21 protein-coding genes are annotated in these 24,978 nt (G+C 57.7%); 4 read left to right on the plus strand and 17 right to left on the minus strand.

Going from position 1 to position 24,978, the window contains the following annotated elements; translation table 11 throughout:
- The 13 genes from MNU25_RS00620 to MNU25_RS00680 all read right to left on the minus strand — a co-directional run bounded on the left by MNU25_RS00620 (nt 1) and on the right by MNU25_RS00680 (nt 15,594).
- Complete coding sequence (locus MNU25_RS00620) at nt 1–1,278, minus strand: methylaspartate ammonia-lyase (protein WP_240983302.1); 1,278 nt, start codon at nt 1,276–1,278, stop codon at nt 1–3.
- A gap of 270 nt (nt 1,279–1,548) precedes the next feature.
- Complete coding sequence (locus MNU25_RS00625; RefSeq protein ID WP_240983303.1) at nt 1,549–3,003, minus strand: methylaspartate mutase subunit E; 1,455 nt, start codon at nt 3,001–3,003, stop codon at nt 1,549–1,551.
- On the minus strand, nt 2,987–4,396 hold the full coding sequence (glmL, locus tag MNU25_RS00630; RefSeq protein ID WP_240983304.1) for a methylaspartate mutase accessory protein GlmL: 1,410 nt from the start codon (nt 4,394–4,396) through the stop codon (nt 2,987–2,989). Before glmL ends, MNU25_RS00625 begins: the two co-directional genes overlap by 17 nt.
- Nucleotides 4,397–4,514: 118 nt before the next feature.
- Nucleotides 4,515–4,937 carry a methylaspartate mutase subunit S gene (gene glmS, locus MNU25_RS00635; protein WP_240983305.1) on the minus strand — a complete coding sequence of 141 codons (423 nt, stop codon included), beginning with the start codon at nt 4,935–4,937 and terminating at the stop codon, nt 4,515–4,517.
- Between the two features lie 185 nt (nt 4,938–5,122).
- Nucleotides 5,123–6,007, minus strand: a complete 885-nt coding sequence (gene murI / locus MNU25_RS00640; protein ID WP_240983306.1) for a glutamate racemase — start codon at nt 6,005–6,007, stop codon at nt 5,123–5,125.
- Between the two features lie 293 nt (nt 6,008–6,300).
- Complete coding sequence (locus MNU25_RS00645; protein WP_240983307.1) at nt 6,301–7,350, minus strand: GntR family transcriptional regulator; 1,050 nt, start codon at nt 7,348–7,350, stop codon at nt 6,301–6,303.
- A gap of 128 nt (nt 7,351–7,478) precedes the next feature.
- Nucleotides 7,479–8,699, minus strand: coding sequence for an ABC transporter permease (locus MNU25_RS00650; protein ID WP_240983308.1), 1,221 nt, complete (start codon nt 8,697–8,699; stop codon nt 7,479–7,481).
- Nucleotides 8,696–9,439 (minus strand): ABC transporter ATP-binding protein, encoded by a 744-nt coding sequence (locus MNU25_RS00655; protein ID WP_240983309.1) that lies wholly within the window; start codon nt 9,437–9,439, stop codon nt 8,696–8,698. The genes MNU25_RS00650 and MNU25_RS00655 overlap by 4 nt, the downstream gene beginning before the upstream one ends.
- Nucleotides 9,440–9,669: 230 nt before the next feature.
- The gene (locus tag MNU25_RS00660; RefSeq protein WP_240983310.1) at nt 9,670–11,277 is read right to left on the minus strand and encodes an efflux RND transporter periplasmic adaptor subunit; all 1,608 of its coding nucleotides are present in this window, start codon (nt 11,275–11,277) and stop codon (nt 9,670–9,672) included.
- Nucleotides 11,278–11,297: 20 nt separating this feature from the next.
- Nucleotides 11,298–12,887 carry a sensor histidine kinase gene (locus MNU25_RS00665; protein ID WP_240983311.1) on the minus strand — a complete coding sequence of 530 codons (1,590 nt, stop codon included), beginning with the start codon at nt 12,885–12,887 and terminating at the stop codon, nt 11,298–11,300.
- A 119-nt stretch (nt 12,888–13,006) separates the two neighbouring features.
- Entirely contained in the window at nt 13,007–13,696 is a 690-nt protein-coding gene (locus tag MNU25_RS00670) for a response regulator transcription factor (RefSeq protein ID WP_240983312.1), read from the minus strand.
- 231 nt (nt 13,697–13,927) lie between these two features.
- Nucleotides 13,928–14,392, minus strand: a complete 465-nt coding sequence (locus MNU25_RS00675; RefSeq protein ID WP_240983313.1) for a MarR family winged helix-turn-helix transcriptional regulator — start codon at nt 14,390–14,392, stop codon at nt 13,928–13,930.
- Between the two features lie 278 nt (nt 14,393–14,670).
- Nucleotides 14,671–15,594, minus strand: a complete 924-nt coding sequence (locus MNU25_RS00680; protein ID WP_240983314.1) for a GerMN domain-containing protein — start codon at nt 15,592–15,594, stop codon at nt 14,671–14,673.
- 176 nt (nt 15,595–15,770) lie between these two features.
- On the opposite strand from MNU25_RS00680, the gene MNU25_RS00685 reads away from it, so the two are divergent.
- On the plus strand, nt 15,771–16,529 hold the full coding sequence (locus MNU25_RS00685) for a LytR/AlgR family response regulator transcription factor (protein ID WP_240983315.1): 759 nt from the start codon (nt 15,771–15,773) through the stop codon (nt 16,527–16,529).
- Here MNU25_RS00685 and spoIIR read toward each other — a convergent pair.
- Nucleotides 16,507–17,721 carry a stage II sporulation protein R gene (gene spoIIR / locus MNU25_RS20370; protein WP_372503654.1) on the minus strand — a complete coding sequence of 405 codons (1,215 nt, stop codon included), beginning with the start codon at nt 17,719–17,721 and terminating at the stop codon, nt 16,507–16,509. The genes MNU25_RS00685 and spoIIR overlap by 23 nt on opposite strands.
- A 309-nt stretch (nt 17,722–18,030) precedes the next feature.
- Here spoIIR and MNU25_RS00695 point away from each other — a divergent pair, with 309 nt between their 5' ends.
- Both MNU25_RS00695 and MNU25_RS00700 read left to right on the plus strand, forming a co-directional pair.
- Nucleotides 18,031–18,771, plus strand: a complete 741-nt coding sequence (locus MNU25_RS00695; protein WP_240983316.1) for a ZIP family metal transporter — start codon at nt 18,031–18,033, stop codon at nt 18,769–18,771.
- Between the two features lie 339 nt (nt 18,772–19,110).
- On the plus strand, nt 19,111–19,587 hold the full coding sequence (locus MNU25_RS00700) for a YlbF/YmcA family competence regulator (protein ID WP_240983317.1): 477 nt from the start codon (nt 19,111–19,113) through the stop codon (nt 19,585–19,587).
- 213 nt (nt 19,588–19,800) lie between these two features.
- Here MNU25_RS00700 and MNU25_RS00705 read toward each other — a convergent pair whose 3' ends face one another.
- The 3 genes from MNU25_RS00705 to MNU25_RS00715 form a co-directional block, all read right to left on the minus strand.
- Nucleotides 19,801–20,592 carry a hypothetical protein gene (locus MNU25_RS00705; protein ID WP_240986680.1) on the minus strand — a complete coding sequence of 264 codons (792 nt, stop codon included), beginning with the start codon at nt 20,590–20,592 and terminating at the stop codon, nt 19,801–19,803.
- A gap of 77 nt (nt 20,593–20,669) precedes the next feature.
- A complete protein-coding gene (locus MNU25_RS00710) occupies nt 20,670–21,014 on the minus strand; it encodes a hypothetical protein (RefSeq protein WP_240986936.1) in 345 nt (114 codons plus the stop codon).
- Between the two features lie 559 nt (nt 21,015–21,573).
- On the minus strand, nt 21,574–22,464 hold the full coding sequence (locus MNU25_RS00715; RefSeq protein WP_240983318.1) for a cell wall hydrolase: 891 nt from the start codon (nt 22,462–22,464) through the stop codon (nt 21,574–21,576).
- 448 nt (nt 22,465–22,912) lie between these two features.
- On the opposite strand from MNU25_RS00715, the gene cooS reads away from it, so the two are divergent.
- Entirely contained in the window at nt 22,913–24,826 is a 1,914-nt protein-coding gene (cooS, locus tag MNU25_RS00720; protein ID WP_240983319.1) for an anaerobic carbon-monoxide dehydrogenase catalytic subunit, read from the plus strand.
- Nucleotides 24,827–24,978 lie beyond the last annotated feature (152 nt).

Consider the following 24,978-nt stretch of genomic DNA (forward strand, 5'->3'; position numbering starts at 1 on the left):
TCAGCTCCAAAAAGCCCTTTGCCGGTGCGTCTTCTTGCTTTCCTTCGCCCGCAAAACCGCCAGGGTCCGATTCATCTCGTTATGGACAATCATATACCCTTCATCCACACCCATCCCGGGTTTGGCCAACATTTGATCCGGACGTGCCGCCAGGGCAACGTGCACCGCCACCCGCCCGCCGCAATCCGTCTCATTGCATGAGCCTCCCACATAAGCGCCAATGCCCCGTTTCTTGGCGTAAAGGACCGCTTCGATCGTGTTTTGAATCCCACCCAGATCCGGAGTTTTGATCTGCACCATGTCGGCCGCTCCGGCATCGACAAATTCGACAATATCCTCATAGGTGTTGCACCACTCGTCCGCTACGATTTCCACCTTGATCCCCTTCGCCCGCAGGGCTGAGCGCAAAGCCTTGAGGGCTTCCAGCTGCCCCTCTTTGCTCCCTGCGTCCATGGGACCCTCGATACGCAAATCGAACGGATCGGCCGCCTTTTCCAACTCGCCCAGATAGTTCGCCATCTTGTCCGTGTCCTCGCCGAAAGCCAGGCCTATCGTCCCGTATACATCAATATGGAGCGTGGGATGGTAATGCCGGTCTCCCAAAGTCACGATGCGCTTTTTCAGCCATTCCACATACTCCAGCAGGAGTTCCCCGTTTCGCCCCAATTTGCTTTCCACATTATTGATCAAAGCGTGAGGCAAAACCCCGGCCCGTTTAATGATGGCTTTGTCCGCATTTTCATAGCGCTCATCCCCCGTTTGGGTGAAGATCGGCACCGGCTCCAAAATCAGGGGCAAATTGTACTCTTGCGCGATGATCTCCGTCATCGTCAGGCGTTTGGCTTTGGCCACGCCGTCCAAAATGGCCTGGCTCACCCCGTAACGAATAGCGGTATGGTAGCGTCCTCCACGGGACCGGGTCAGCTCTTCTGTCATCTTGGTCAAACGCCGAAAAGAATCCAGATCCTGCCCCACCAATTTGGGCCGGATCTCTTCCAAAATGACCGGGATGAAATCCTCAGCCAGAAACAGGGGATCCCTCCCTCCTGTTCCGGAATATTGTACGGCGGCACAGTCCCCATAAGCAATCTGCCCGTCTTCCAAGACGAGAATGACCGAAATCGACTCCCCGCGCTGGCGTACCGCCGTAAACCCCTCAGTTAAAGGCTCTCCGGTATAAGCAAATCCGTCATGAGCCGCCCCGGCCTTAATCGCCTGTTGGTCGTCAAAATAGAACCCCGTCAGCCCGGGTGCCGCCAGCACATCCACTATCTTCATACTAAATCCTCCCACCGTTCAATTCAAGGAACTTCAATTATATAGAAACTAGACAAGCCATAGGCTGAAACAATGCTCGAACCGCAAGGAGCGAACCCCGATGACCCAACCATGATGATCCAACCACAATGATCGAATCACGATGATCGAACCGCGATGATCGAACCACGAACATCGAACCACGAACATCGAACTGCGAACATCCAACCACGAACATCGAACTGCGAACATCGAACTGCGAACATCGAACTGCGAACATCGAACTGCGGGCTACCCTCTCGGTCGGCCGACGAGCATCCCTTTACCGATAGCGTAAATGTCGTCGATAACCATCTGGAAGGAGGGATCCCTGCCTTCGTCCCGCCCCCTGCGGGCGATGCGTTCTTGATGAAAATCCCTGATCTCTCTGTCAAAAGGCAGGCAGCCGAAATCGAGGATCCTTACCGCACCTGTCGTATCCCGCGCCGGCAAAATTTTCCCCACATTAAACCGGCTGGGAGCAAACGGCACGTCGATTACACCGGCCTGAAAAGCCCGCACACTTCCCACAGCCATATCCCCTTCACCCAGTTCCAGAACTTTGTCCAGAATAAGGCGGGTCTCCCTTAGAATCATCTTTTCTTCCAGAGTCAGTTCCTCCGTCTGCGGCAGGGTTTGATCCCTGAGCATGTTCAAGACCTGTTTTGTCGTCCGCAGGCCCGCGGCATTTGCTTCCTTCGTCGGAATACCCAAGGCCTCATGCGGGGTCTTCACGATCACCTTGGTCGCTTTACCCAGAGCCGCGGCCACCGCTCCCCAGGAGATAACCCCGTACGCTTTGGCTTCATCCTGCGGGAACCCACCCATCCACTGATGGAACACAGTCGTAATCATCACCTCGGGATAACCCAGCTTTTTCAAGTACTCTTGCGCCAAAAGCGGCAGAGTATGCAGGGCCGCCACATCCTGAATCAAGTTTCCGCACTGCCCGTAGCCCAAGCTCAGACTCTTTACTCCCTGGGCTACCGCGAGCACCGCTTCGATGACTCCTACCGCATGGGAGATCGAGGGAGGGACCAGCGTGCCGGTCAACGGCCCAAACGGTTCGCGGTTAATCCGAACCCCATTTTCCTCATAAAGCCCGACGAGTCGATCCACATATTGCCAGTACTTAATCGTATTCTCCACGGGGACATCTTTAGCATAGGGAATATTGTAAGAAATCGAACCACCCTCGAAATCTGTAAAACCCCCGGCCAAAGTCACTTCCGCCAGCAAGCGGGCATCCGGAGTCCCGTGGCGCACCTGAACCGGTACCCCGACGCTTTCCACAACCCGGCGGCAAGCCATCACACCATGGTTGACCGCAGGAAACCCGTTCAGCATCGAGCGGCCGATGCTCCGGCTTTCCTCAATTCCCCCCTGGGCCTCTTTATAGCGGTTTTGCCGGGTATAAGAGTCGATAGTCGTAGGCAGGAGGTCCGCTCCTCCCTCATCCTGCAGGTAACGAAGGAGCTCGATGTGTTCGCTGATCAGGGCCACTCCGGCCCGGGGCTGAGCATAAGTCACGCCTTTCGCTTTGCCCTGCGCCAACTTTGCCGCCATAACCTTGGCGGCGGGCAGTTCTTTCTGATAAGCGACCGCCTCGTCAAAATCCACTTCTTTGCCCGTCGGCCAGGCGGTCAGCACCTCTTGCCGCTGACGCCCGAACTCCTCCGGATCCATCTGTTTAACCGACAACTCCATCCGTTTTCCCTCCTACAAGCTTAACCAAGTATTTTTTCATCATACGCAGGGCCGTTCCGGGAGCGATTTCCCGCAACAAGCCCATAGCTGCCAGGATATATTCTCCATCCAGGTAAAACGCCGGGTCCTGCGGCTTAAGAACCCCCGCCTGCAGCGGGTCGAAGAGGGCCCCCCGCAGAATCTCCAGAGGCCGGGAATGGTACAAGAGCACCCCGCCCGTTCCAATCACCGCCGGGAGCTGTGTCAAATCCTTGCCGTGCTGCAAGTAGGTGGCACCGAAAGGAGTGTAGACAACTTCCAGCGTGCCGGCGTGCCTTTCCACCGCCAGCTCAACCGCCAGGCGGCCCATCGCGATATCAAAATCCCTCTCTTCATCCGTTGCGGGCAGCCGCCAGGGCTCCTTGGCGCAGAGTTCCAAGCGCTCCCGCACTTTCTCCTCCGGCCAGCCCAGGTTTCCCGCCAGGCGCTTACCCGCCGCCTCGCCAAGGGCCGGGGCGCTGTAGCGCATGCCCAGGTCCCCTTCTACCGTCCGTTTAGCAAAAGGTTCCGGCAGCCCTTTCAGCATGACCCCCGCTTTACTGGGCTCTCCCTTGGCCAGAGAATGGACATCCGTGGTCGCGCCACCCACATCCACAACCAAGAGTTCACCCAACCCCTCCTCTTCGCCTTCCCCTTGGGCCAACAGCTCCGCGGCCGACAAGACGGCGGCGGGGGTGGGCATCAGCACTCTTTCCATAAATTCTTCCGCTTTATCGAGTCCTTTGGCCTGGACGATATTTTGCAGGAAGACTTCCCGAATGGCCGAGCGGGCGGATTCCACGGACAACACATTGAGCTCGGGCATGACGTTTCCCGCCACCACCACCGGGGCATGGCGCCGGCCCAGGATCTCCGCCGCCTCGCGGGCCACCACCTTGTTACCGGCCACCACCACCGGCAGACTCAGGGGCAGCCGGCTTAAATGCTCCGCATTTTTCAGGAGAATCTCTTTATTTCCCCCGTCCGTTCCTCCCGCTAAGAGCAGAAGGTCCGGGCGCAGAGAAACAATCTCCTCCAAATCATCCGGGGAAAGTTCATAACTGAACACTCGCAAGACCCTGGCCCCGGCACCCAAAGCCGCCCGGCGCGCCGCTTCTGCCGTCAGTTCCTTGACCAGGCCGCTGGCGACCATTTTCAGTCCACCCGCCGCACTGCTGCAAGCGAGCTTGCGCACGAAATTCCAGCCGCCTTCCGGCTCGGGAATCTGGGCCAGAGCCTCGTTCAGCCCATCCATAATATTTCCCGCAATCGTCGTTCCGGCCTTAGCCGTCCCTACGATTCTTTCCTCCGCCAAGTCCACGACCGTCACTTTTGTATATGTGCTGCCAAAATCGACTAATAACACCGCCTGCATATCCTCACCCCCACAATCGAAGTCCGTGGTCCGAAATCCGAAGTCCGATGCCCGAAGTCCGATGCCCTCTGTTCGGAGAGTATCAGACAGCGGCCGGACACCCGCAGCCGTTTTCCCCTCAGGCGAGCCCCAGATCGCGCCGCAGATCCGCGATGGGTTCTTCCGGCATGGTGCCCGGCGGGTAAACCCTGTCAAAACCCATTTTGCGGAACAGTTTCTCTACCGGGCCGAAGTCCTGTTTCCCCACGACCAAATTGCCGCCCACGTAGAGAAGTATGTCGCCGATTCCCGCTTCCTGGCATTTTTCCCGCATTCCCCGGCAATCCATCTCTCCGTGCCCATACAGAGAAGAAACGAGAATCGCCGCGGCGCTCGTCTCAATCGCGGCCTGAATAAATTCCTCCTGGGAGGCCATCACGCCGATGTTCACCACCTTAAAACCGGCTTGTGTAAAAGCATAATCCAAGATCCGGTTGCCAACCGCATGCACATCCGCCCCGATAACTCCCAGAACCAATGTTTTTCGTTCTCTTCCTTCCATAATCTCGAAAGACTCCTTTCCGGCCTTCACCGGTCTCTTTTTCAGATGACTCGCGCCAAGTCGGCTTCGCCCTCAAGCAGGGGATGTATCGCCCCTCCCCTAACGACCCGAAACCGCGCTTGTAAGTATTTCTTTTCCACACCCCACGGATGCATCGCTCCTTGCTTAAGCACCTAAAACAAATCTCACTCCGTCCAAGGAGCATAACGCACATCCCCGATGGACTCCTTAAGGAGCGTATTGCCGACCCGGCGAAAAAGATCCGGATCTCCGCTCACAAAATAACGCACTTTCCAACCCGGTTTGGCCGCCGGCTGCCCGTAGTCGCGCTCGTCCAGGCGGCGCAAAACCCTTTTTAGTTCCGCGACGACGCCCTGAGCCGGATCTACCAATTTCACCGTATCTCCCAGGATCTCCCCGATGACCGGCGCCAGAAACGGGTAATGGGTACATCCGAGGATCAAAGTGTCCACCCCGGTTTCCTTCAGGGAAGCCAGATAAGTACGGGCAATGCCCCGGGCCTCCGCGGAACCTGCCAGGCCCGCCTCGACAAGCGGGACAAATAGGGGACAGGCCTGAGCCTTACTCAAAGCAATGGCGTGCTCTCCGTTTTGCCAGGCTTCAACCAGTCGGCGGTCTTTGGGCACGACCCCGCGGGCCAAAACCTGGCTGATTGCAGCCGAGTAAGCGCGGCTGCGCACTGTGGCTTCCGTCGCGATCAACCCGATTTGTCCCCGCCGGGTTGCCTCAACGGCCAAGCGCGCCCCCGGTTCAATCATGCCGATAATCGGAATATCAAAACGTTCTCTGAGCCAAGGCAAAGCTGTGGATGAGCTGGTATTGCAGGCCACCACGATGCCCTCCGCCCCTTGTCCGATCAGAAACGTGACGATTTCTTCTCCGAACCGAATCAACTCATCCTTGGGGCGGTTGCCGTAAGGAACTCGGGCCGTATCTCCGAAATAGACAATTCGCACCTCGGGTATTTGAGCCTGAATTTCTTTCATCACCGTCAGCCCGCCCACTCCCGAATCAAACACCCCGATTATATGCCGCCTTGTCAACGTCATGGTCCACGCCCTTTCACACCCTATATCTCGGGCCTCTCCCCGTCTTTCTCACTTTGTACTTCTTACTCAGTATTTCCCACTCAGTATTTCTCACTCTGCCTTCCCCGCTCAGTATTTCCCACTCTCTATTCCCACTCTGTGTTTGCCGGTGCTGTCGGATAATCGGGGTCTCTCGGCGTTTGCGCGGCTGCAGCGGTTTAGCGAACTATTGCGCGCCTTGGGCTTACCCTTCGCCTCGGGCCTTACCTCTCACCTCGGGCCCCTTCCTCCCTGCTTCTCACCTTGAACCCCGTTCACGGGCCTGCCCCGGGCACTGCCTCCGGCCGCTTCAGCTTCAGTTCTAAAAGGGCGCCCCGCAGTAAATTGAGGGAACCCTCGTCAGGCTCAAAGCGGTATTCGATGAGTTCCATGTTCCCCGGCAGGACTTGTTCAACCGCGCCCCGCCAAGCGGGTGCGACAATAGCCGCGCCGCACTCCCGCAAGGTTCGCTCCATCTCGCCTTTTTCGGGCCGCGTCAGATGGACCAATTCCGGATGCAACCCCGCCTCACTCAAAGATTCCTTCACTTTCCCGGCAAAAACCACACTCTCCGTAATCAACGCGACCTTCATGCCCGACGGCAGCCTGGCCACTCTCACCACCGTCTCCATCCTCGGCCGCAAGGACACCCCCAGGAAAGGAACACTCGACCCTCCCAACAAGGACTTGACCTCAGCTAAGTGACTCGACCCCGTGACTATCATATCCATAGACGCCAAGCGCTCCCGGACTCTCTGGCTTTCCCTCAGTTCCACCAGAGAGAGGGGCAGGAGAGTCACTCCGCGCCCCAGGTTCCAGCGGGCATCTCCGAGTTGCTCAGGATTGCACTCGATAAACGCCACCTTAAGCCACCCCAATAGTTCCTTCTTTTCCATCCCCCGTACATAGACGAAAGAGACAAAATCGTCAAGGGAAAAGCCGAGCCCCACCGCTTCTTCCATCGCCATATCAATAATACGCAGGACTTTCTCTTTGCGCCCTTCCCGTTGAATCAGCAATGAAGTGTCCGCCACAAAAGTCCCCTTGCCCTGGGCCGACGCCAGCAGACCCTCTCTCTCCAATTCCCGGTAGGCCTGGCTGACCGTGTTGCGGCTGACCGCCAATTCCGCAGCCAGTTCCCGCTCCGTGGGCAGTTTGATTCCCGCCCGCCAAATGTCCTGAGCGATGCGCTTGCGAATCTGCTCTTTGAGTTGAACATAATAGGGAATGCCGCTGTGCCGATCGAGCTCCATCAAATCACCCCAAGAACCTGCATTGGCGCTAATGGCCTGGTTGATTAGTCCATTTGCTATAGTGTATTCCACCTCGGGCCTAAAATATCCTGCTTTTCCCGACAAAAATTTTTTGTTTATCTGCCGCCGGGGAGTCTCCGGCAACTCCCCGCTACAAATCCGGGGTAAAAAAAAGCGCGCCTTCGAGGCGCGTTTTCTTTTTACTCATATCTCAAAGCCTCGATCGGATCCATGCCTGCGGCTTTCCTGGCCGGAAAAACACCGAAGACAATGCCGATGGCCGCCGAAAAACCGAACGCCAGGAGAATGGAACCCGGCGAAATCGTGGCCGTCATCTTCAGGGCTTTTCCCACCAGATGGGAACCCGCCCAGCCCAGGAGGATACCTATCCCCCCGCCCAAGATGCTCAAGACCACGGCCTCAATGAGAAATTGCATCATGATGTCCCTGCCTTTGGCCCCGATCGCTTTCCGGATCCCGATTTCCCGCGTGCGCTCCGTCACGGACACCAGCATAATATTCATGATCCCGATCCCGCCGACCAAGAGGGAGATGCCCGCGATTCCGCCCAGAAGCATGGTCATTGTTTGGGTAACCCCCTGCATCGTGGCCAGGATATCCGCCTGGTTCATGACCGAGAAATCGTCCGGCTGTCCGCTCACAAGGTGGTGCGCCCGCTCCAGGGCGGCGGTCACCTCATCCTGGGCCGCCTGCATCATACTCGCACTGCTGGCCTCCACAAAAATCTGCCGCACATACTTGTTCCCGATCAGGAGATCCTGAGCCGTAGTGATCGGCACATAGATCATGTCGTCGTTGTTCATAAATCCTGAGGAGCCCTGGCTGACCGTGACCCCGATCACCTGAAACGGCACATTGTTGAGCTTGATGATCTTCCCGATCACAGGCGCGTTCGGGTCGCCGAATACATTCTCCACAACCGTCGGCCCCAGAACCGCGACCCTGGCGTAAGTATCGACATCTTTTGGCGACAAAAACCGCCCGCTGTTGATGGTTACGTTACGAATCCGGGCATAATCCGCTGTTGTCCCGGTCACCGTCGTCGAGGTATTTCCCCCGCCGAAGACCACTTGGACATTCCTCCCTGTGGCGGGTGCCACAGCCTCCACCGCCGGACCCGCGGCTGCCACTTTCGGCACATCCGCCATGGTCAGGGTGTTGCCGCTGCCAAAACCGCCCCTCACTCCCCCGCTGTTCGACTGGCCGGGAGTGATAATGAGGAGATTCGAACCCAGCCCCTGAATCCGGGAAGTGATCTGGGCGGACGCTCCGTTGCCGATGGCCACCATGGCAATCACCGCCCCCACCCCGATAATAATCCCGAGCATCGTCAACATAGAACGCAGTTTATTGGCCAAGAGCGCCCGAATAGAAACCCGGATCGATTCCAGGAAATTCACGATGCCACCTCTTTCTTCTCCGCCGCTTCGTCTGCCTCTGAGCGCGGATTGGCCAGCCGGGGATTGGCTACCGCCTCATCGCCCTCTATGTGTCCATCCCGGAAACGCACGATGCGCCTCGTGTATTCCGCAATATCCGGCTCATGAGTCACGATGAGGATAGTATTCCCTTCAGAATGCAATTTCTGGAAGATGGCCATGACTTCCTCACTGGATTTGCTGTCCAGGTTCCCGGTCGGCTCGTCCGCCAGAATAATGGCCGGCCGCGTGACCAGCGCCCGGGCAATCGCCACTCTCTGCTGCTGTCCCCCGGACAATTCCTTCGGCTTATGGTGAACCCGTTGCCCCAACCCGACTGCCGCCAAGGCCTGAAGGGCCCGTTCTTTGCGTTCCCTGGCACCGACCCCCGCGTAAAGCAGAGGAAGCTCCACATTCTCTATCGCGGTGGTGCGGGGCAGTAAGTTAAACCCCTGAAAGACAAAACCGATTTTCCGGTTGCGGATAACGGCCAGCTGATTGCCAGAGGCCTTGGAAACATCCGTCCCGTCCAAAATGTATTCCCCCGTGCTCGGAGTATCCAGGCAGCCCAGGATGTTCATCATCGTGGACTTTCCCGACCCGGACGGACCCATGATGGAGACAAATTCACCTTCATCCACATGCAGATCCACTCCGCCCAAGGCGGTGACACGAATATCGCCCGTGGCGTAGACCTTCTTAATTTCGCGCAGATCAATCATGCCCCGCTGCTCCTTTCTCCGGATCTCAACAACCCGAAACGTCTCGCACCCTCTTTTTTTCAGCCTGACCGACTTGAGAGCGGTCACTTGCCGCCTTTTCGTCAGATCTCGGCCGAACGGGTGTGTCCAAGCGCGACCCCCGCTCCTATACGCAAAGGCACCTCCCACTACCCTGTTTCGATGGGGGCAGGCTCAGCCTGCGGCCGTCATTGTCCAACGGACAAACGAATTCACCCGCCGTGGCTCGCCCGGCCCAAGGCACCCATAGCCCGGCCCGGATTATTGTTCTTATTGGGGCCCTGGAACGCCTTGGCCGGCGCCCCGCCCGCAGACTGGACCCCCAGTACGACCTGCTGACCCACGTTGAGCCCGCTCTTGATTTCAACGTTCGTGCCGTCGTCCAGCCCCGTCACCACTCGAACAAAGTGTACATTGGCATTTGCATAGACGCCGCCGGGTTTTGCCCCGTTACCGCCCGCGTTTGAACCGCCGGCAATCGTCCCCCGGTTGCCGCTGCCAGCGGACGAGCCGGTCTTTCTCCATTTAGCCGCCTTCCTTTGGCCCGCGGCCTCTCCGCCCGCGGCCGCGCCGGGTACCAGCACGCCTGTATCCGCCCCCGAACCATGAATAGCCGCGCTGGGAACGGTCAGGACATTTTTCGCCTGAGCCAGCACGATGTCGACATTCGCATTCATCCCTGCTTTGAGAACGCTATTGGGTGTGTCAACCAGGACAGTGACATCATATGTCGTCACATTCTGGACCACGGTTCCCTGCACCGCAATCTGGGAAACCGTGCCGGAAATGTTGAGATTCGGGTAGGAGTCCAAGGTGATATTCGCTTTTTGCCCGACTTTGACCTTGGAAATATCCGCCTGATCCACGGAAGTGTCGATTTCAAGATCCTTGGGATCCGTGGCTAAAGTCATGATCGTGGTGCTGGAACCCACCGACTGGTTCGTGCTGGCACCCACCGAAGCCGCCACGTCTGTGATCAGTCCATCGGCCGGGGCGGTCAGCGTCGCGTCCGCCAGGTTGGTCTGGGCGGTCGAGAGAGCGGCCTGGGCCTGGAGCACTGAAGCCTGGGCGGCGAGCACATCCGCCGAAGGGGCACCCTTATCCTGAGTGGCCTGGCTTTCCGCCTGAGCCAGATCCGCCTGGGCAGAGGCATAAGCGGCTTGAGCCTGAGTCAAAACCTGGGCAGCGCCCCCGTTCTGCTGCTGTTTGGCCGTGGTTAAAGCCGCTTGAGCTTGGGTCAGCGCCTGCTGGGCCGCTTGTACGGCTGAGGCGTCCCCGTTCTGTTTGGCCATGGCGATCGCCAAACTGTTGCTGGCGGCCGTGACATTCTCCGTCGCCAGATTGACCTGATTAGCCAGATAAGCCGGAGCCGCATCGTGTTCAGCCGTAACCAAAGACTGCTGAGCCGTAGTCACTTCCTGCTGAGCCTTGGCTACGGCCGCCAGATCGGTAGCATTCACACCGGTCAGGGTCTGCTGCAATTTCGCCTGAGCTGCCGCCAAATTGGCCTCTTGCTGATTCACGGCGAGCTGCAAATCCGTGGGGTCAATCTGAGCCAGAACCTGTCCCTGTTTCACCATATCCCCTGCCTGCACATCGATAGCTGTGAGCTTACCGGCCTGCTGAAAGGACAAAGGAGTGGTCTGCAGAAACTTCACCGTTCCGGTCGCCGTAATGACCTCCGTCACATCCCCCATTTTCGCCGGTGCGGTAATGAGCGGAACAGCTGCCGGTTTCGCCGTAAAATGGCGGTATCCCCAATAGCCTCCCCCAACCACCAGCACGGACAAAACTCCGATGGTCACCCACTTTTTGTTCATCTTCTTTCTGCTCCTTTTTCTCATTGTTGGCGGGTCAAACCGCCCCCCGGCCGTCTCCCGGCCGCGCGCTCTGAACTCGGCGAAACTCCGCCGGCCGGCAGCCAAACCGCAAAAGTCGTTCCCTCGTTAACACGGCTGGCCACCCGAATCATCCCGCCGTGGGCCTGGACAAATTCCCAGGCGATCGCCAAACCCAGCCCGGTGCGCCCGGTCTCCCGCTCGCGCGCTTTGTCCACCCGGTAAAAGCGGTCGAAAATGTGGTCCAGTTCCTCGGGGGGAATTCCCTCACCGGTATCCACGACCTCCACCTTAGCCCATTCCCTGACACCGGGAGCTTGCGTTTCACGTTCAGAGGTCCGCGCAGGCACGCCTTTATGAGCCGCAGATTGTCTTCTCTCCTGTTCAGGCGACGCGTTCAAAGCGTCACGGTGTTCTCCCCCGTAATTGCGTTTCTCTTCACCCACTGGCGCGGAAACCGTGCTGAGACACAGATAAATCGCCCCTCCTGCCGGAGTATGCAAAAGAGCATTGCCCACGAGGTTAACAAAGACCTGGGTCAGACGGTCGGGGTCCGCAGTGAGCGCGGGGGCCCAGCCCTCAATCCCCGCCGTAATCTTTCTTTCTTGAAATTCGATGGCAAAACGTTCTAAAATACGTTCCAGCAGTACTTTGAGATCCACCTCCCGGCGGTTCAGAGGGAGCTTGCCGGCCTCGGCCAGGGTCAGCTGCTGCAGATCCTGCACCAAGCGAATCAACCGCAAAGTTTCATCCTGAATCGGCAGCAGCACTTCCGGAGTGGATGGCAGCACTCCCTCCTGAATGGATTCCAGCTTCCCCAGAATCACGGCCAACGGGGTGCGCAGCTCATGAGCAATATCCGCCACCATGTTACGCCTCACCTCTTCATTGCGGGCCAGCCTTGCCGTCATACCGTTAAAAGCCCCGGTTAAGAGCGCGATATCGTCCCTGCCCTGTACCTCCAAGCGGGAGTTCAAATCTCCCTGTCCGACCTGTTTCACCGCCTCCGTCAGGCGTCTGAGCGGACCTGTCAGACGGCGGGTAATAAAGACCCCCAGGCCCAACGCCGCCAGAGTCGTGACCACAAGCCCCACCAGCATCGCCCGAAAAACGGAAGCCGCAATGCGCTTCGCCACAAACGCGTCCCGGTCAATCAGTCCCTGGTCGAACCAGTAGTACCCCACCGTCTTGCCCTGAACCTGAATCGGATGCCACTGGAAAGGTATGCGCCGGGACAGAGGGGGCGCCAACTGGTAAACGGATCTGCCGACATCCTGAGGCCGAAAACTGACCACGACCTTTCTCCGGGCATCAAAGAGCAGCAAATGTTCATTGTCCTTGCCCATCAACCAATCCTGGTGCGGATCCGCGATGATCCGGCTGACATAACTTTGAACTCCGTTCCAGGAACCTTCCTGCTCGTAATAATAAGTCAGCAGGCGTTCCCATTGCTGGCTGTAGCTCTGCCCGATATATTGAACCGCATGCCCCAAAAGGGATTGCATCGACCACAAAGAAATCCCTCCGAAAATGAGGGACAAGAAGATCACCAACCCCACCAAAGCAAAAAGAAACTTCCGCCTCAAAGTCATAACATTCGCCTCAAACCCACCAGACTCGAACCCCAACTCCAACGTATTTCGGGGTGACCGGATTCCGCGCGCCTCACAGCCGCACCCTAGGCCTCAAAGCCGCGCCCTCCGCCCTAAACTCACTGCATCTCTCCGAAACGGTAACCCACACCGAAAACCGTCTGGACATAGACCGGGTCTCCCGCATTGTCTTCGATCTTCTTACGCAGGTTGGAAACATGGGTATCTATAGAACGCTCATAATACATGTACTCCTCCCCCATTGCCTGCCGCAGAAGTTGCAGACGGCTGTAAACCGTTCCCGGCCGGGAAGCGAGGAGATACAAAATTTTAAACTCCGTCGGCGTCAGAAAAACCTCTTGCCCCTTTTTCCAAATACGATGGCTGCCCGGATCGATCGTCAGTTCCCCGCGGTTAATACTGGAAGAACCCTCATCCCGCACTCCGGAGGCCCTGCGCAGCACAGTCTTAACCCTGGCCAACAGTTCCCTGAGGCTGAAAGGCTTGACAATATAATCATCCGCCCCGAACTCCAATCCCAGAACTCGATCGATCTCCTCGGATTTCGCCGTAAGCATGATAATAGGGACGCTGCTCTCTTCCCGCAGTTCCTTGCATATGTCCAACCCGCTTTTGCCCGGAAGCATCCAATCCAAGAGGACCAAGTCCGGCTTTTCCGCCCGGATCAGCCTCAGGCCGTCCAAACCGTTAGCCTCCGTCAGCACGCGAAAGTCTTCCCTCTGCAGGTAATCCCGCACCAGAGCTGAGATTTCCGGTTCGTCGTCGACAAACACAATCGTAGTGGACATTGCGTTCGCTCCTAATATAAATAATATTGCCCTTAATTCCTAAGGGTAGACGAGTCTGGCGTTTCTGAGCCCGCTCCGAATATCGTTTCGTAAGGGACTGCCGTTAGTATATCAGGTCATAATAAAGGATATTTGACGAAGTTATCAAGATCTTCTGAAGACCTGCAGCCAGTGAAAAACCCACCGGGCTCACACCGGTGGGTTTTGGATAACAGTTCACCTTTTCCGTTTTCAGGAAGACACTTCTCCCCTCGCGTCCACAGATTCCATCCGTTCCGCTAAAACCTGCAAAAATTGAAGCACTTTGGGCTGCTCTTCCTCGGGGTATTCTTGCAGAACCTCCCGGAGAAACTGGCAACGCTCGCTGATTACCGCATCCACGATTTCCTCTCCTTTGGGCAGGAGATTCATGCGCACAACCCTGCGGTCATTGGTATCCCGCACTCTCTCCACCAACCCGGCCCGTTCCATGCGGTCGGCAAGATCGGTTGCGGTGCTGCAGGCGGTAAACAGATGTTTGCAAAGTTCACCCATTGTCAGGGAGCCGAACTCCTGCAGGGTAAGCAAAGCGTTGAACTGTGGCGTCGAGACTCCCATGCCGGTCAGGATCGAGCGGCCATGCCGGTACATCACGGTATTTGACTGCCGGATCTTTTCCTCAACCTGCTTGACAAATAGAATATCCGCATCTACCAAGTTTCGGGCCCTCCTTCAGAAAAAATCGCTCTTCGGTTTACGGAATTTTCACCTTAAATGTTGACCTTATTGTACTATACGCACTCAGTTCTTGTAAATGAGAAAAAAGGATTTTCGCTCGTTTGGGCGAAATATTTAAAAAACAGGTCCTGCACAAACGGCAAAAAAACGGCCGCCGATGGCGTCCGTTCTGACCGGCATTTTGACCGGCGTCCGAAGAAACCGTTCTAAAGAAGAAGGATTGTGTTTCCCAAAGCTCCGGCCGGCACTGTGATCACCTACGTAGAACTTGCCGGCGTCGAAAAGAGGTTGAGTGCGCTCGGCGAAAGATTCGACTGCCCGCTGTTTCCGGCACCTGAGCCGGCGCCACCCGCTCCGTTTAAGCCGCTGCCGCCTGCTCCGTTTGAACCGCCGCTGCCGCCCTGGCTGCTCGGGCTTCCCGCACCACTCATACCGCCGCCGGAACCGCCCGTACCGGTCATAGCGCTGCCCATACCGCCTGCGCCGCTCATAGTGCTGCCGCTCATGCTCCCCGCCTTGTCACCGGGATTGGTCTGCCCGGAAGGAGGAGAACTTGAATTTGAAGCGGAGCCGGGTTTCACTAAGCTCCCATTGAACTTCAGGTCAGAAGTTGAAACATTTCCTAAGCTGCCCAACGGCTTGCCTTCAACCCACACTTGAACATCCTGAATGCTGGGAAACTGGGTCAAGGTGTCGGCGAGGGCATAGAGCGTGACCTCCGGAGTCACCTTGGCGAAAGAACTCTTAAATGCCCTGTTAAAATCCACAATGGCGCACCCGTTTTTAATCGCGATATCCTTTAGGGCCGTACCGGGCGGGGCTGCCGCCTGACTCCCGCCTCCCTGTGCTCCGGGACCTTTTAACCACTGGTTAACCGTTTCCCGAGCCATACTCAAGGTATTCGGAACCGTGCGTTCTTCTTTAACCAGGTATCTCCCGGATGTGTCCGCAAAATACAACACAATATTTTTTCCGGCCCCGACCGCTGCGGGAGTCTGCGAAACCGTCCCCGTCGTTCCCCCGCCGCCCGCTCCGCCGAGGACGCCGGCGGAGTCTCCGCCTCTTTGCAGCATCGTGTCAAGGGTGCTGCAGCCGCTGATCAATAAGGCGCTTAGGGCCACAACCCACAGTCCGCAGATCCCTTTCCTGTACAAAGACCGTTGTGGATGATCTTTTTTCATTTATCCTGCCTCCTAACGTGAACCTCTTCTGGATCATATGCTTTGTCCCGGAATTTAGTACAACCAATCTAAACCCAAAGAAACACCGGCTTGTGTTGCACGCCAAGAGGATTTCGCGCCCATATGTCAAAATAGTATGAAGAGAAGAAAAAGGAGTATGAGGAGAGGGATGCCACTTGAAACTGCGCGCGCTAATCGTCGATGATGAATCCCCGGCCCGCAAAGAACTGCGCTTTCTGCTTCAGGCTTTCGAAGACGTACAAATCGTCGGGGAAGCTGCCAATGCGATCGAAGCCCTGGAACTTATTCACAATGTCGAGTACTCTGTCATTTTTCTCGATATTGACATGCCGGGGATCAACGGCATCGAAATGGCCCATCAGCTTAGAGATCAGCCCAACTCGCCGGCGGTCATTTTCACGACGGCGCACGAAGAATACGCCTTTGACGCCTTCAGCGTTCACGCCCTGGATTATCTCTTAAAACCCATAAGTCCCAAACGTTTGGATGAAGCGCTGGAGAAAGTCCGGGAGAAGGAAAAAACCGCGGTGGTCAGCCACCAAACCGTACCAAAAAATGAAAGCGGCTCCCCGGCCAAACCCCTGGAGGTTATTCCCGTCGATCAACGGGGAAAAACCATCCTCCTGCGCCCGGACGAAATCGTGTACATTTACACGGACAAAGACAATGTCTGCGTTAAAACCCACAAGGAATCCTACTTGACGCGCTTCACCCTGCGTGACCTGGAGAGCCGTTTAAATCCCAACCAATTCTTCCGCTCCCACCGCTGCTATCTTGTCAACATTCAACGCATGCGCGAGCTCATTCCTTATTTTAACGGGACCTACACCGTCGTCGTCGACGACGCCGAGCGGAGCGAAATTCCCGTCAGCCGCACCCAATCCCGAAAACTTAAAGAAATTCTGGGACTTTGACGCAAAGCTTTTTGAACATCTCCCAAAACCAGAACTTAACGATAGGGCGTCCTTGCGACGGCATGTCCTGCCCTTCTGACGGACCGGCCGAACCGGCGGGCGCCCGTATTCCCCGCGCATCCGACCCTGCGCCTGCAGCCGCGTCTTGCGCCGCACCCGGGGCAGTCGCCCCCCGTGCTTGCTCAGCCTCCCACACGTTCAGAGCGGCGGGCGCCGCTTTGCCCTGAGCATCCTGCACCGCGCCTGCACGAGCCGCGTCCTGCAGCGCGGCCGCGGCAGCCGCATCCTGTGCCGGCCCGGCCCCCCACAAGTCCTGACCGTCGACCGCATCCTGTCCCCCGGCTGCGTTCTCTGCGCCGGTCCCCGATTCCGCTCCCTTTGTGGTCACACCCCCTCGTCCCGGTATATTCTCCTGTCCCTCCGTATTCCCCCGTCCCGCTGTATTGCTCTGTCCGTCCGCCTTCCCCTCGCGGGCTCTTTCCTTGGCGAGGGCTTTGTCCACACTGCGCTCAACCCCGGGACTTTCCGGCTTGATAGGAATACCCGGCTTTCCGTCGACCTGAACCGCGGTGGAATAGTTAATATCGACAAAGCATAAGGGAGGAAACAGGACGCACCACCAATTGGCACCCTGCGCGCGCCCGATCAGGATCCGGACGGCTTGGTAACGGCCCGCCGGCAAGACCAGTGAGCCGTATGATTTCGTCGGAAAATCGGCAGGCCCGAACTTGGCCTTGACCGGGTAATTCTTGCCCCACGCCTTCACCACTCCCTCCGCGATAGCTTGCATCTCCGGCAGGGCCTGCTCAAGCATGACGCGGGATGCCGCCAGGGAATGGGACTTGGCCAGCTCCGGCCCGACCTTCTTTAAAATGGCGTCTCGGACAGCCCTTTTCAGGGCTTGATCATAGTCGCTGTCCGAGTTGGCAACCACGTGAAACCGAATCATTTGATCCGCCGGAAGCGTTTTAACCTGCTGCTCCAAGCGATTAAACTCCGCAGCCTCAGCCCCGGGAACAGCGGTTACGCGGGCCGGGGCCCGCAGCGCCCGGAGCGCACTCCCGCACAAGACCAGGACCAACACAATACCCAAAACCGCCGGGCCTAACCAACGTCCTTCGTGAACTCCCGTCCCTTTCGCTCCCTTTGTTCCGGCGGGATTTTTTTGTCCGCACTTTATCGCCCTTTCCATCGCGTTTCTCCTCGTACTCTGAAAAATTCCCCGTGATTCCAAGAACCTCAGCCCTTTGTCGCCGGCTCCGCAGAGATAGTCCGACCGGCTGTTTCTTCGTGCTTCACCCGTTTCACCCGTTGATCCCCTGTTGACAGTTTTGCCCGTTCTATGTTCTTTTAAACACAAGCGCAGCTTAAATAACCTAAAGACAAAGCCACAAGCGGCACAAACTGCCGAATTATTCCTCTTCAATGCGGTTCTCCCCCCTCCTAAAACCCCATATACTCTCTGCAGGAGATATGGACCCTCCGGAGGAGGAGAGAACCTATGGCAAATTTCGGCGGAATCCTCTGGATCAGCACCGTCGCGGGGCTGGCCACAACCCTGGGCAGCGTGCTGGTCCTCCTCTTCGGACACCCCCAGGAAAAAACCTTAGCCACCCTGCTGGCCGGTGCCGGCGGGGTAATGCTCTCGGTGGTCACCGTCGATCTTCTGCCCTCAGCCTGGAAGATCGGACCCCCGAGCCAAATGGCCGCCGGTCTCATCGCGGGCCTCTTCTTCATGTACTTGGCTGATCGGCGCCTCAATACCCCCTCCGGTACTCTTCCCTTAACCCGGCGGCAAAGGCTCAAACGCGTAGGACTCCTGGTCGCCGCCGGAATCGCCTTGCATGACTTACCCGAAGGAATGGCTATCGCGGTGGGCCGGGAAACTTCGCACGACCTGGGGTTTCTCATCGCTTTCGCCATCACCCTGCACAATCTGCCGGAAGGAATGGCGACCGCCACTCCCTTAAAGATGGCAAACATCCGCCCCTGGAAAATTCTCCTTCTCAATCTCGGAATTGCCGTCTTTACGCCTTTGGGTGCCGTCATCGGGCTGTTCGCCCTCACTGCCGTGCAAAACTCCCTCGCTTTTTTCCTGGCCTTGGCCGCCGGAGCCATGGCCTTCTTGGTCGTGGGCGAAATGTGGCCCCTGGCACGCGAACGCCATCCCCACTACGCCCTCCTGGGCTTGACCCTGGGATATATCTTATTTTCGCTCGTAAGCGTTTTTTACCCCCACTAATCCGGCTCACTGCCCCGTCTTTCCCCTCCCTGCCGGCGCCGCGCCGGTGCGGCATCGGGAGCGGCCCCTGACCCCTCATCCCCGCCTTGCGGCCCAGACCTCTGACCAAGAGGCTTGGCCGCATGCCCCCGGCTTTACCCGGCTTGAGCCATGGGGAGATTCAGCCCTGGTTTCCGCCCCCGGCCCCTGTTCCCCCGGTCTCCGATCCCTGACCCCTGTTCCCCCGGCCTCCGCTCCGCTTCTGACCCCCGGCCTCCGATCCCCGGCCTCTTGTAACGGCACCTCTCGACCCGTTTCCGCATAAGTTGTAACTGAGGAAAAAAGGGAGGTGCCCCAAGAATGAGCTACATTGACAAAGCCAGGGAATTGGGCGAAGCCTTGGCCCAAACACCGGAAATCCAGAGCATAAAGGCGGCGGAGGCCGCCATTCTTGCCGATCCCGAAACCCGGGAGGCTTTCGCCAAGTACCAGGAAAAAGAAAAGCAACTGGTGGCCGCCCAAATGATCACTAAAGTGGTTCCCGAAAAAGATGCCTTGGCTCTGATCGATCTCAAGATTCGTCTTATGAACAAATACCCGCTGATAAAATCGTTCTTTGCCCAACAACAAAAATACGAAAAGATGATGGCCATGGTTAATCTGACCCTGACCACGGCCATTCACGGCATGCCCAGCGCCCAAGATCTTCCCTTACCCGAAGAGCTGAAAAATGCCGCCCAACACCTCCTCGATAACATCGCGGGCGGACACAAAATGCCGGCCATGGACGTCCCGTCTGACTTCAAACTCCCCCAAGGATTTAAGCTTCCCGGCTAGAAACACTCGTCCCGCCTTGCCCCGTCCCGCCTCGGCACTGAAAAGAGATGGCTCACGCAACTGAGCCATCTCTCTTGTTCTTTCGCTGCTCTCTGGTTCTTCCCGTGCTCTCGCATTCCTTCAGTGCCCTCCGTTATTTCTGACCTGTCTCGTTTCTCTGTCCCCCTGTTTTTCTGTCTCCCTGTCTTTCTGTCTTTTCTCTCCTTGGACGTTTCATTTGGTTCCGGAGGGCCGTGGCGGGTAATACCCCGGGGGCGGAAATCCCTGGGGCGCTATTCCTTCCCCGACGCCCAACCCGTCGCCCCCTGCCGGGGAACCATTTGCCGCCGCGGCCGCAATCCCGGCACCCGCCGGCACACCGGCCGCGGCCCCTGCCAAAGCACCTGCTCCGGCGGCTGCACCCGCTCCCAACATAGCGCCTGGACCCCCGGGCAAAGCCTCCGGCACAGGAGAGACGACCGCTTCCGGCACATACGTTTCCGGCCCGGGAACCGGTACTTTGCCACCGCCCCCGAACAGCCCGCTGATCTTACCCCAAAGGGAACCTGCGGCATTTCTGAAAGGTTTCACAAAAGTAGCGGGTCCCGTCGCCTCCTTGACTTTGAGTATGATCGGCCCACGGGGTGCTTGACCCAGATACTGCGGGTTTTCCACAGAAACCACCACCCGCTCATAGGGAGCCAGCGGAACCGGGCTGTTGAATTGGGCGCGGTAAACCCCGTTTCCCACCGGTGCCATTACCCCGGCCAAAAAGCCCGTCTGTCCTTTCTTGTCTACAAGATAAGTGGCATAGACCGGCCCCTTGCCCCCGGGTGAACCTCCGCTCTGAAAAACATTGGGCGGAGGCAGATTGGCTACCATAAGAAAGGTGTTATCCGGGGAGATGGTCGCCACGCCATTTCCCATGATCCCTTCAGCCGCCGCCTGGAGAACGAGCTGACGCATCTGGGGCATCCCCCCGAATCCTCCGTCGCTGCCCAAAAATGAAAACGGTCCTTTTCCCATCTTGCCACTTCCCGACGACGTGTTTGTTCCCTGCCAATTGCCCGGCACCCCCGGGCTGCCTTCCTGAGAGTTCCCCATCAAGGGCCCGGCAGATCCCGGAGCGGAATATCCTTGAGACGCCTGAGGGGGATAACCTGGAGGGGGATAACCTTGAGAAGGATAACCTTGAGACGGGTAACCTTGAGACGGGTAACCTTGAGACGGGTAACCCTGAGAAGGGTAACCTCGGGAAGGATAGCCTTGAGAAGGATAACCCTGAGGAGAGCCGCTCGGATAGCCCTGCGGCAGGCCGCCCGGATAACCCCCCGGCGTTTGTGCCGGGAAAGGGTAACCCTGATAACCCGACCCGGGCTCCGTTCTTTTCGCCCCGATGAATCCTCCCCGCAGGTTCCGGATCTGGCCGTCTTTCTGAAAAAAACCACTGCCCTTTAACCCAGACCCTAGAGTATTGCGAATGGCCCCGGGCGACGGGCCCATACCCGGCGGCGGTGCGGGCGGTTGGGCCGGAAATCCCGGCTGCCCCATGAAAGCGTTCTCCTCGTTGGGCCCCTGTCGGCCGAATTTCATATGCTTCCCTTCTTTCTGACCGCTAAAGCCCCCTGACCAAAAACCTGTATTATAATGTATGTTAAAAATCGCCAGAAGTTCAACCGGGCACTCCGGTCAACACGTCCGACGCGGCCTGCCCCGGCGACCCCGCCTCCCATGCCTCAAACCCGTCAGCGCCTTCCCGCCGCCATAAACCATCGATGTGCACCCCAAACTTTGGCCATAACCCGCCATCGCCCCGACCGCGCGTCACCACACCCGAACCATAGGCCTACACCTTACTGTAGGCCTACACCTTACTATAGGCCTACACCTTAAAACCCGTCTTTTCCCCCAAAACAAGGCGGGGAAAAACGGGTTTCTTCATTCACTGCACGCTAACCCACTGACCTCCATCGAAGGCCTCATGCAAGCAACCTTTCCATATGCCGTTCAAATGCTGAAGACGTGGTTCCCGATCTGTGTAACAACCGGCCTGCTTTTGATCCAGTGATCCGTCGCCAACCTGGGATTGTAATAGTAGAGTGCCCCATGTGTGGGGTCCTCCCCGGCCAGCGCGGCCTCGGCCGCTTTGTAAGCCATGGCGTCCGGTTTAAGAAGAATCTGGTGATCGGCCACCGAGGTAAAAGCCCCCGGCTGAAAGATCACGCCCCGAATCGTTTTGGGAAAGTGCGGGTCTTTGAGGCGATTCAGAACTACGGCTCCCACCGCCACCTGCCCTTCAAAATCTTCCCCTCGGGCCTCCGCATAGATCACTCGCGCCAACAGATCGACATCCGACTGACTGTAGGTCGGTTCGTCTTCCCCGCGTGAGACGGGAATAGAACTTTCCGCCGTTAAAGTCAAAAGATTTATCGCCCCGCCGCTCCCGGATGTAACTCCCGGTTGACGCGGCCCGGGGCCTGAAACCTGCTCTTTCCCGGAATTTCCGGCTGCCGCCCGCCGTTGATCCTTGCCTTTGGCTGCAATGCCCGCAGTCACAACCCCTTGCGCGATTGAGGCCGCGGCCGTGGCCTTTGCGCTTTCGGCCTTGTCTGTCATCCAGACGTTAACCACCTGCACTTTGCCCACAGACGGGTCGAAGGACTCGGAATACACCGGAACCCACAGCGTCTGCCCTGCCTCAATCTCACTCGGCTCGCACAGCCCGTTTAAAGCATCCATCTCCTTCACAGTCGTCCCATACTCCCGGGCCAAACTCCAGATGGTTTCCCCCCGGCCCACCGTCACCCTGTGCACCGGACTTGAACTGCCTAACTTAAGCGGTACCGGGCCCGTCCCCGCCGGACAGTTCCCGTTCGCTTTCTCTCCTTGTGGCGGCAAACTGCCGGACCCTCTTCCCGAACACTCCTGTCCTTGGGCCGGAAAAACGGAAGTCTGGAGTAAAAACAAGACGATCACCCCGCACAGAAACGCCGCGGATTTCCGACTTCGTCGGTGTGGCAAAAAAATCACCTCTCGCAATACAGACTGGAACCAGCCCTTTCTGAGGCCGTTTTTCGGCCTTTTTCGGGTAGTTCCTAGTCTTTCCCAGAATAGGCGATTCTAAACTTTCGGGTCATTCCCTCAGCCCCACCGATGGTTAATGTGCATAGAACCCCGTATAATGCACAAACTTTTTTCGGAGCCAGCCCGTCAGCCCTAATAGCATTTTCATGGCGAAGGGTGGAGTCTACCCCCGCCGAAGCTGAGTACAGGGAACCACTCCCACTTGTGAACGTGGGGGTCTCACGGCTGGATGAATGAATGACGCGGGGGTGAACTGTCTGTCATGAGTGAAACTATCCGGGAAAAAACCGAGGGGCGAGTCAGTTATCATGACTCGGTCGAGGAAATGTTGGTCAGGATCCGGGCCGACGGGATGTCCAATGTTTTTGACCGCTACGCGGCCATGGAAAAAATCCGCTGCAAGTTCTGCCTGGAAGGCTTGAGCTGCCAGCAGTGCTCGAACGGACCCTGCCGCCTCAACCTCAAAGGCGCACAGGACAAAGGAGTTTGCGGCATCGGACCGGACGCTATGGCCATGCGCAAACTCCTTTTGCAAAACATCATGGGCGCGGGTACTTACAGTCATCACGCCTACGAAGCCTTTCGCACCCTCAGGGCCACCGGGGAAGGCAAGACCCCATTTCAAATTAAAGATGTAAACAAGCTGCGCTGGCTATGCGAAAAGCTTGGCATCGCCTCAGATCAGGACACCAACCGCCTGGCCGTTCAGTTGGCCGATTTACTTAACACCCAAATGAATATAGGTGCCGACGAGCCGAATCTTATGGTAGAGACTTTTGCGCCCAAAAAAAGAATACCGGTCTGGCGGAACTTAAACATCTATCCCGCCGGAACGGTACACGAAGAGCAAAACTGCGTCGCCGGCTGTCTGACCAATGTGGACGGCAACCACGTCTCCCTGGCTCTCAAAGCCTTGCGCCTGGGCCTGGCCACCATTTACAACAGTCAAATCGGCCTGGAAATGGTGCAGGACATCCTTTTCGGCACGCCGGCACCCCATGAAGTTAATGTCGATTTGGGTATCATGGATCCGGATTATGTCAACATCGTCTTCAACGGTCACCAGCCCTGGGCCGGCGCTCTCACGATCGAGAAAGCCAGAGACCCTCAGGTGCAGCAGCGTGCCCGAGCCGCCGGAGCCAAGGGCCTGCACGTCGTGGGCTCTATCGAAACCGGCCAGGAACTTCTCCAGCGCTTTGCGGTGGACGACGTCTTCACCGGCCTCACCGGCAACTGGCTGGCCATCGAGCCCCTCCTGGCCACGGGCACCGTGGACGTCCTGGCCATGGAAGAGAATTGCTCTCCCCCGGCCATCGACATGTATGCGGAGAAGTACCAGGTCACGTTAGCAGCCATCAGCACGATCATCGATCTGCCCGGCCTCCGGCACAAAATTCCTTACAACCCGTCCCAGGTCAACGCCATGTCAGAGCGCCTGATCGATTTGGCCCTGGAGAATTTCAAAAAACGGAGAACCAGCGTTACCCCCCAAGTTCCCCGTCACACGCAAAAAGCCATAGCCGGCTTTTCCACCGAGGCTGTTCTGGGAGCGCTGGGCGACAAACTTGATCCCCTTGTCGACGTGATCGCCGCCGGTAAAATTAAAGGAGTCGTCGCCCTGGCTAACTGTTCCACCCTTCGCAACGGGCCCCAGGACTGGAATACCGTCAACCTGACCCGGCGGCTCATACAAAAAGACATCCTGGTTGTGGCCGGCGGCTGCGGCAACCATGCCCTGGAAGTGGCCGGACTCTGCAGCCTGGACGCAGTTAACCAGGCAGGGCCGGGTCTGAGCGAAGTGTGCCGGGCCCTGAAGATCCCCCCTGTCCTCAGCTTCGGCACCTGCACCGACACCGGCCGGATCTCCATGCTGGTCACCGCCCTCGCCGACCACCTGGATGTGGACATCCCCCAACTGCCCATAGCCGTCACCGCTCCCGAATGGATGGAACAAAAAGCCACAATTGACGGAGTCTTCGCGGTCGCCTACGGCGCCTACACCCACCTTTCTCCTACTCCTTTTGTCACCGGAGCTCCCCAACTGGTGAAACTCCTGACCGAGGACGTCGAGGGGCTGACCGGCGGCAAGATCGCCCTGGGAGACGATCCGGAAGAAGTGGCAGGGAATATTGAAGCCCACATTCTGGCCAAGAGAAAAGGCTTGGGACTTAAGTGAAAACCACTGCCGACGCCAACCCACTGCCAACGCCCAAAGGGTCCCGGAGAATTCTCCGGGACCGTGCCTTTTTGCCCTTCTTCCCCGCAGCTCCGGTACATTTCCGGCTGCCTGGTGGCAACGCGCGGCTCTGCGCTACCCGCTCATTTTCT

This window comes from Acididesulfobacillus acetoxydans (genome assembly GCF_902729405.1).
Lineage (GTDB): Bacteria > Bacillota > Desulfitobacteriia > Desulfitobacteriales > Desulfitobacteriaceae > Acididesulfobacillus > Acididesulfobacillus acetoxydans.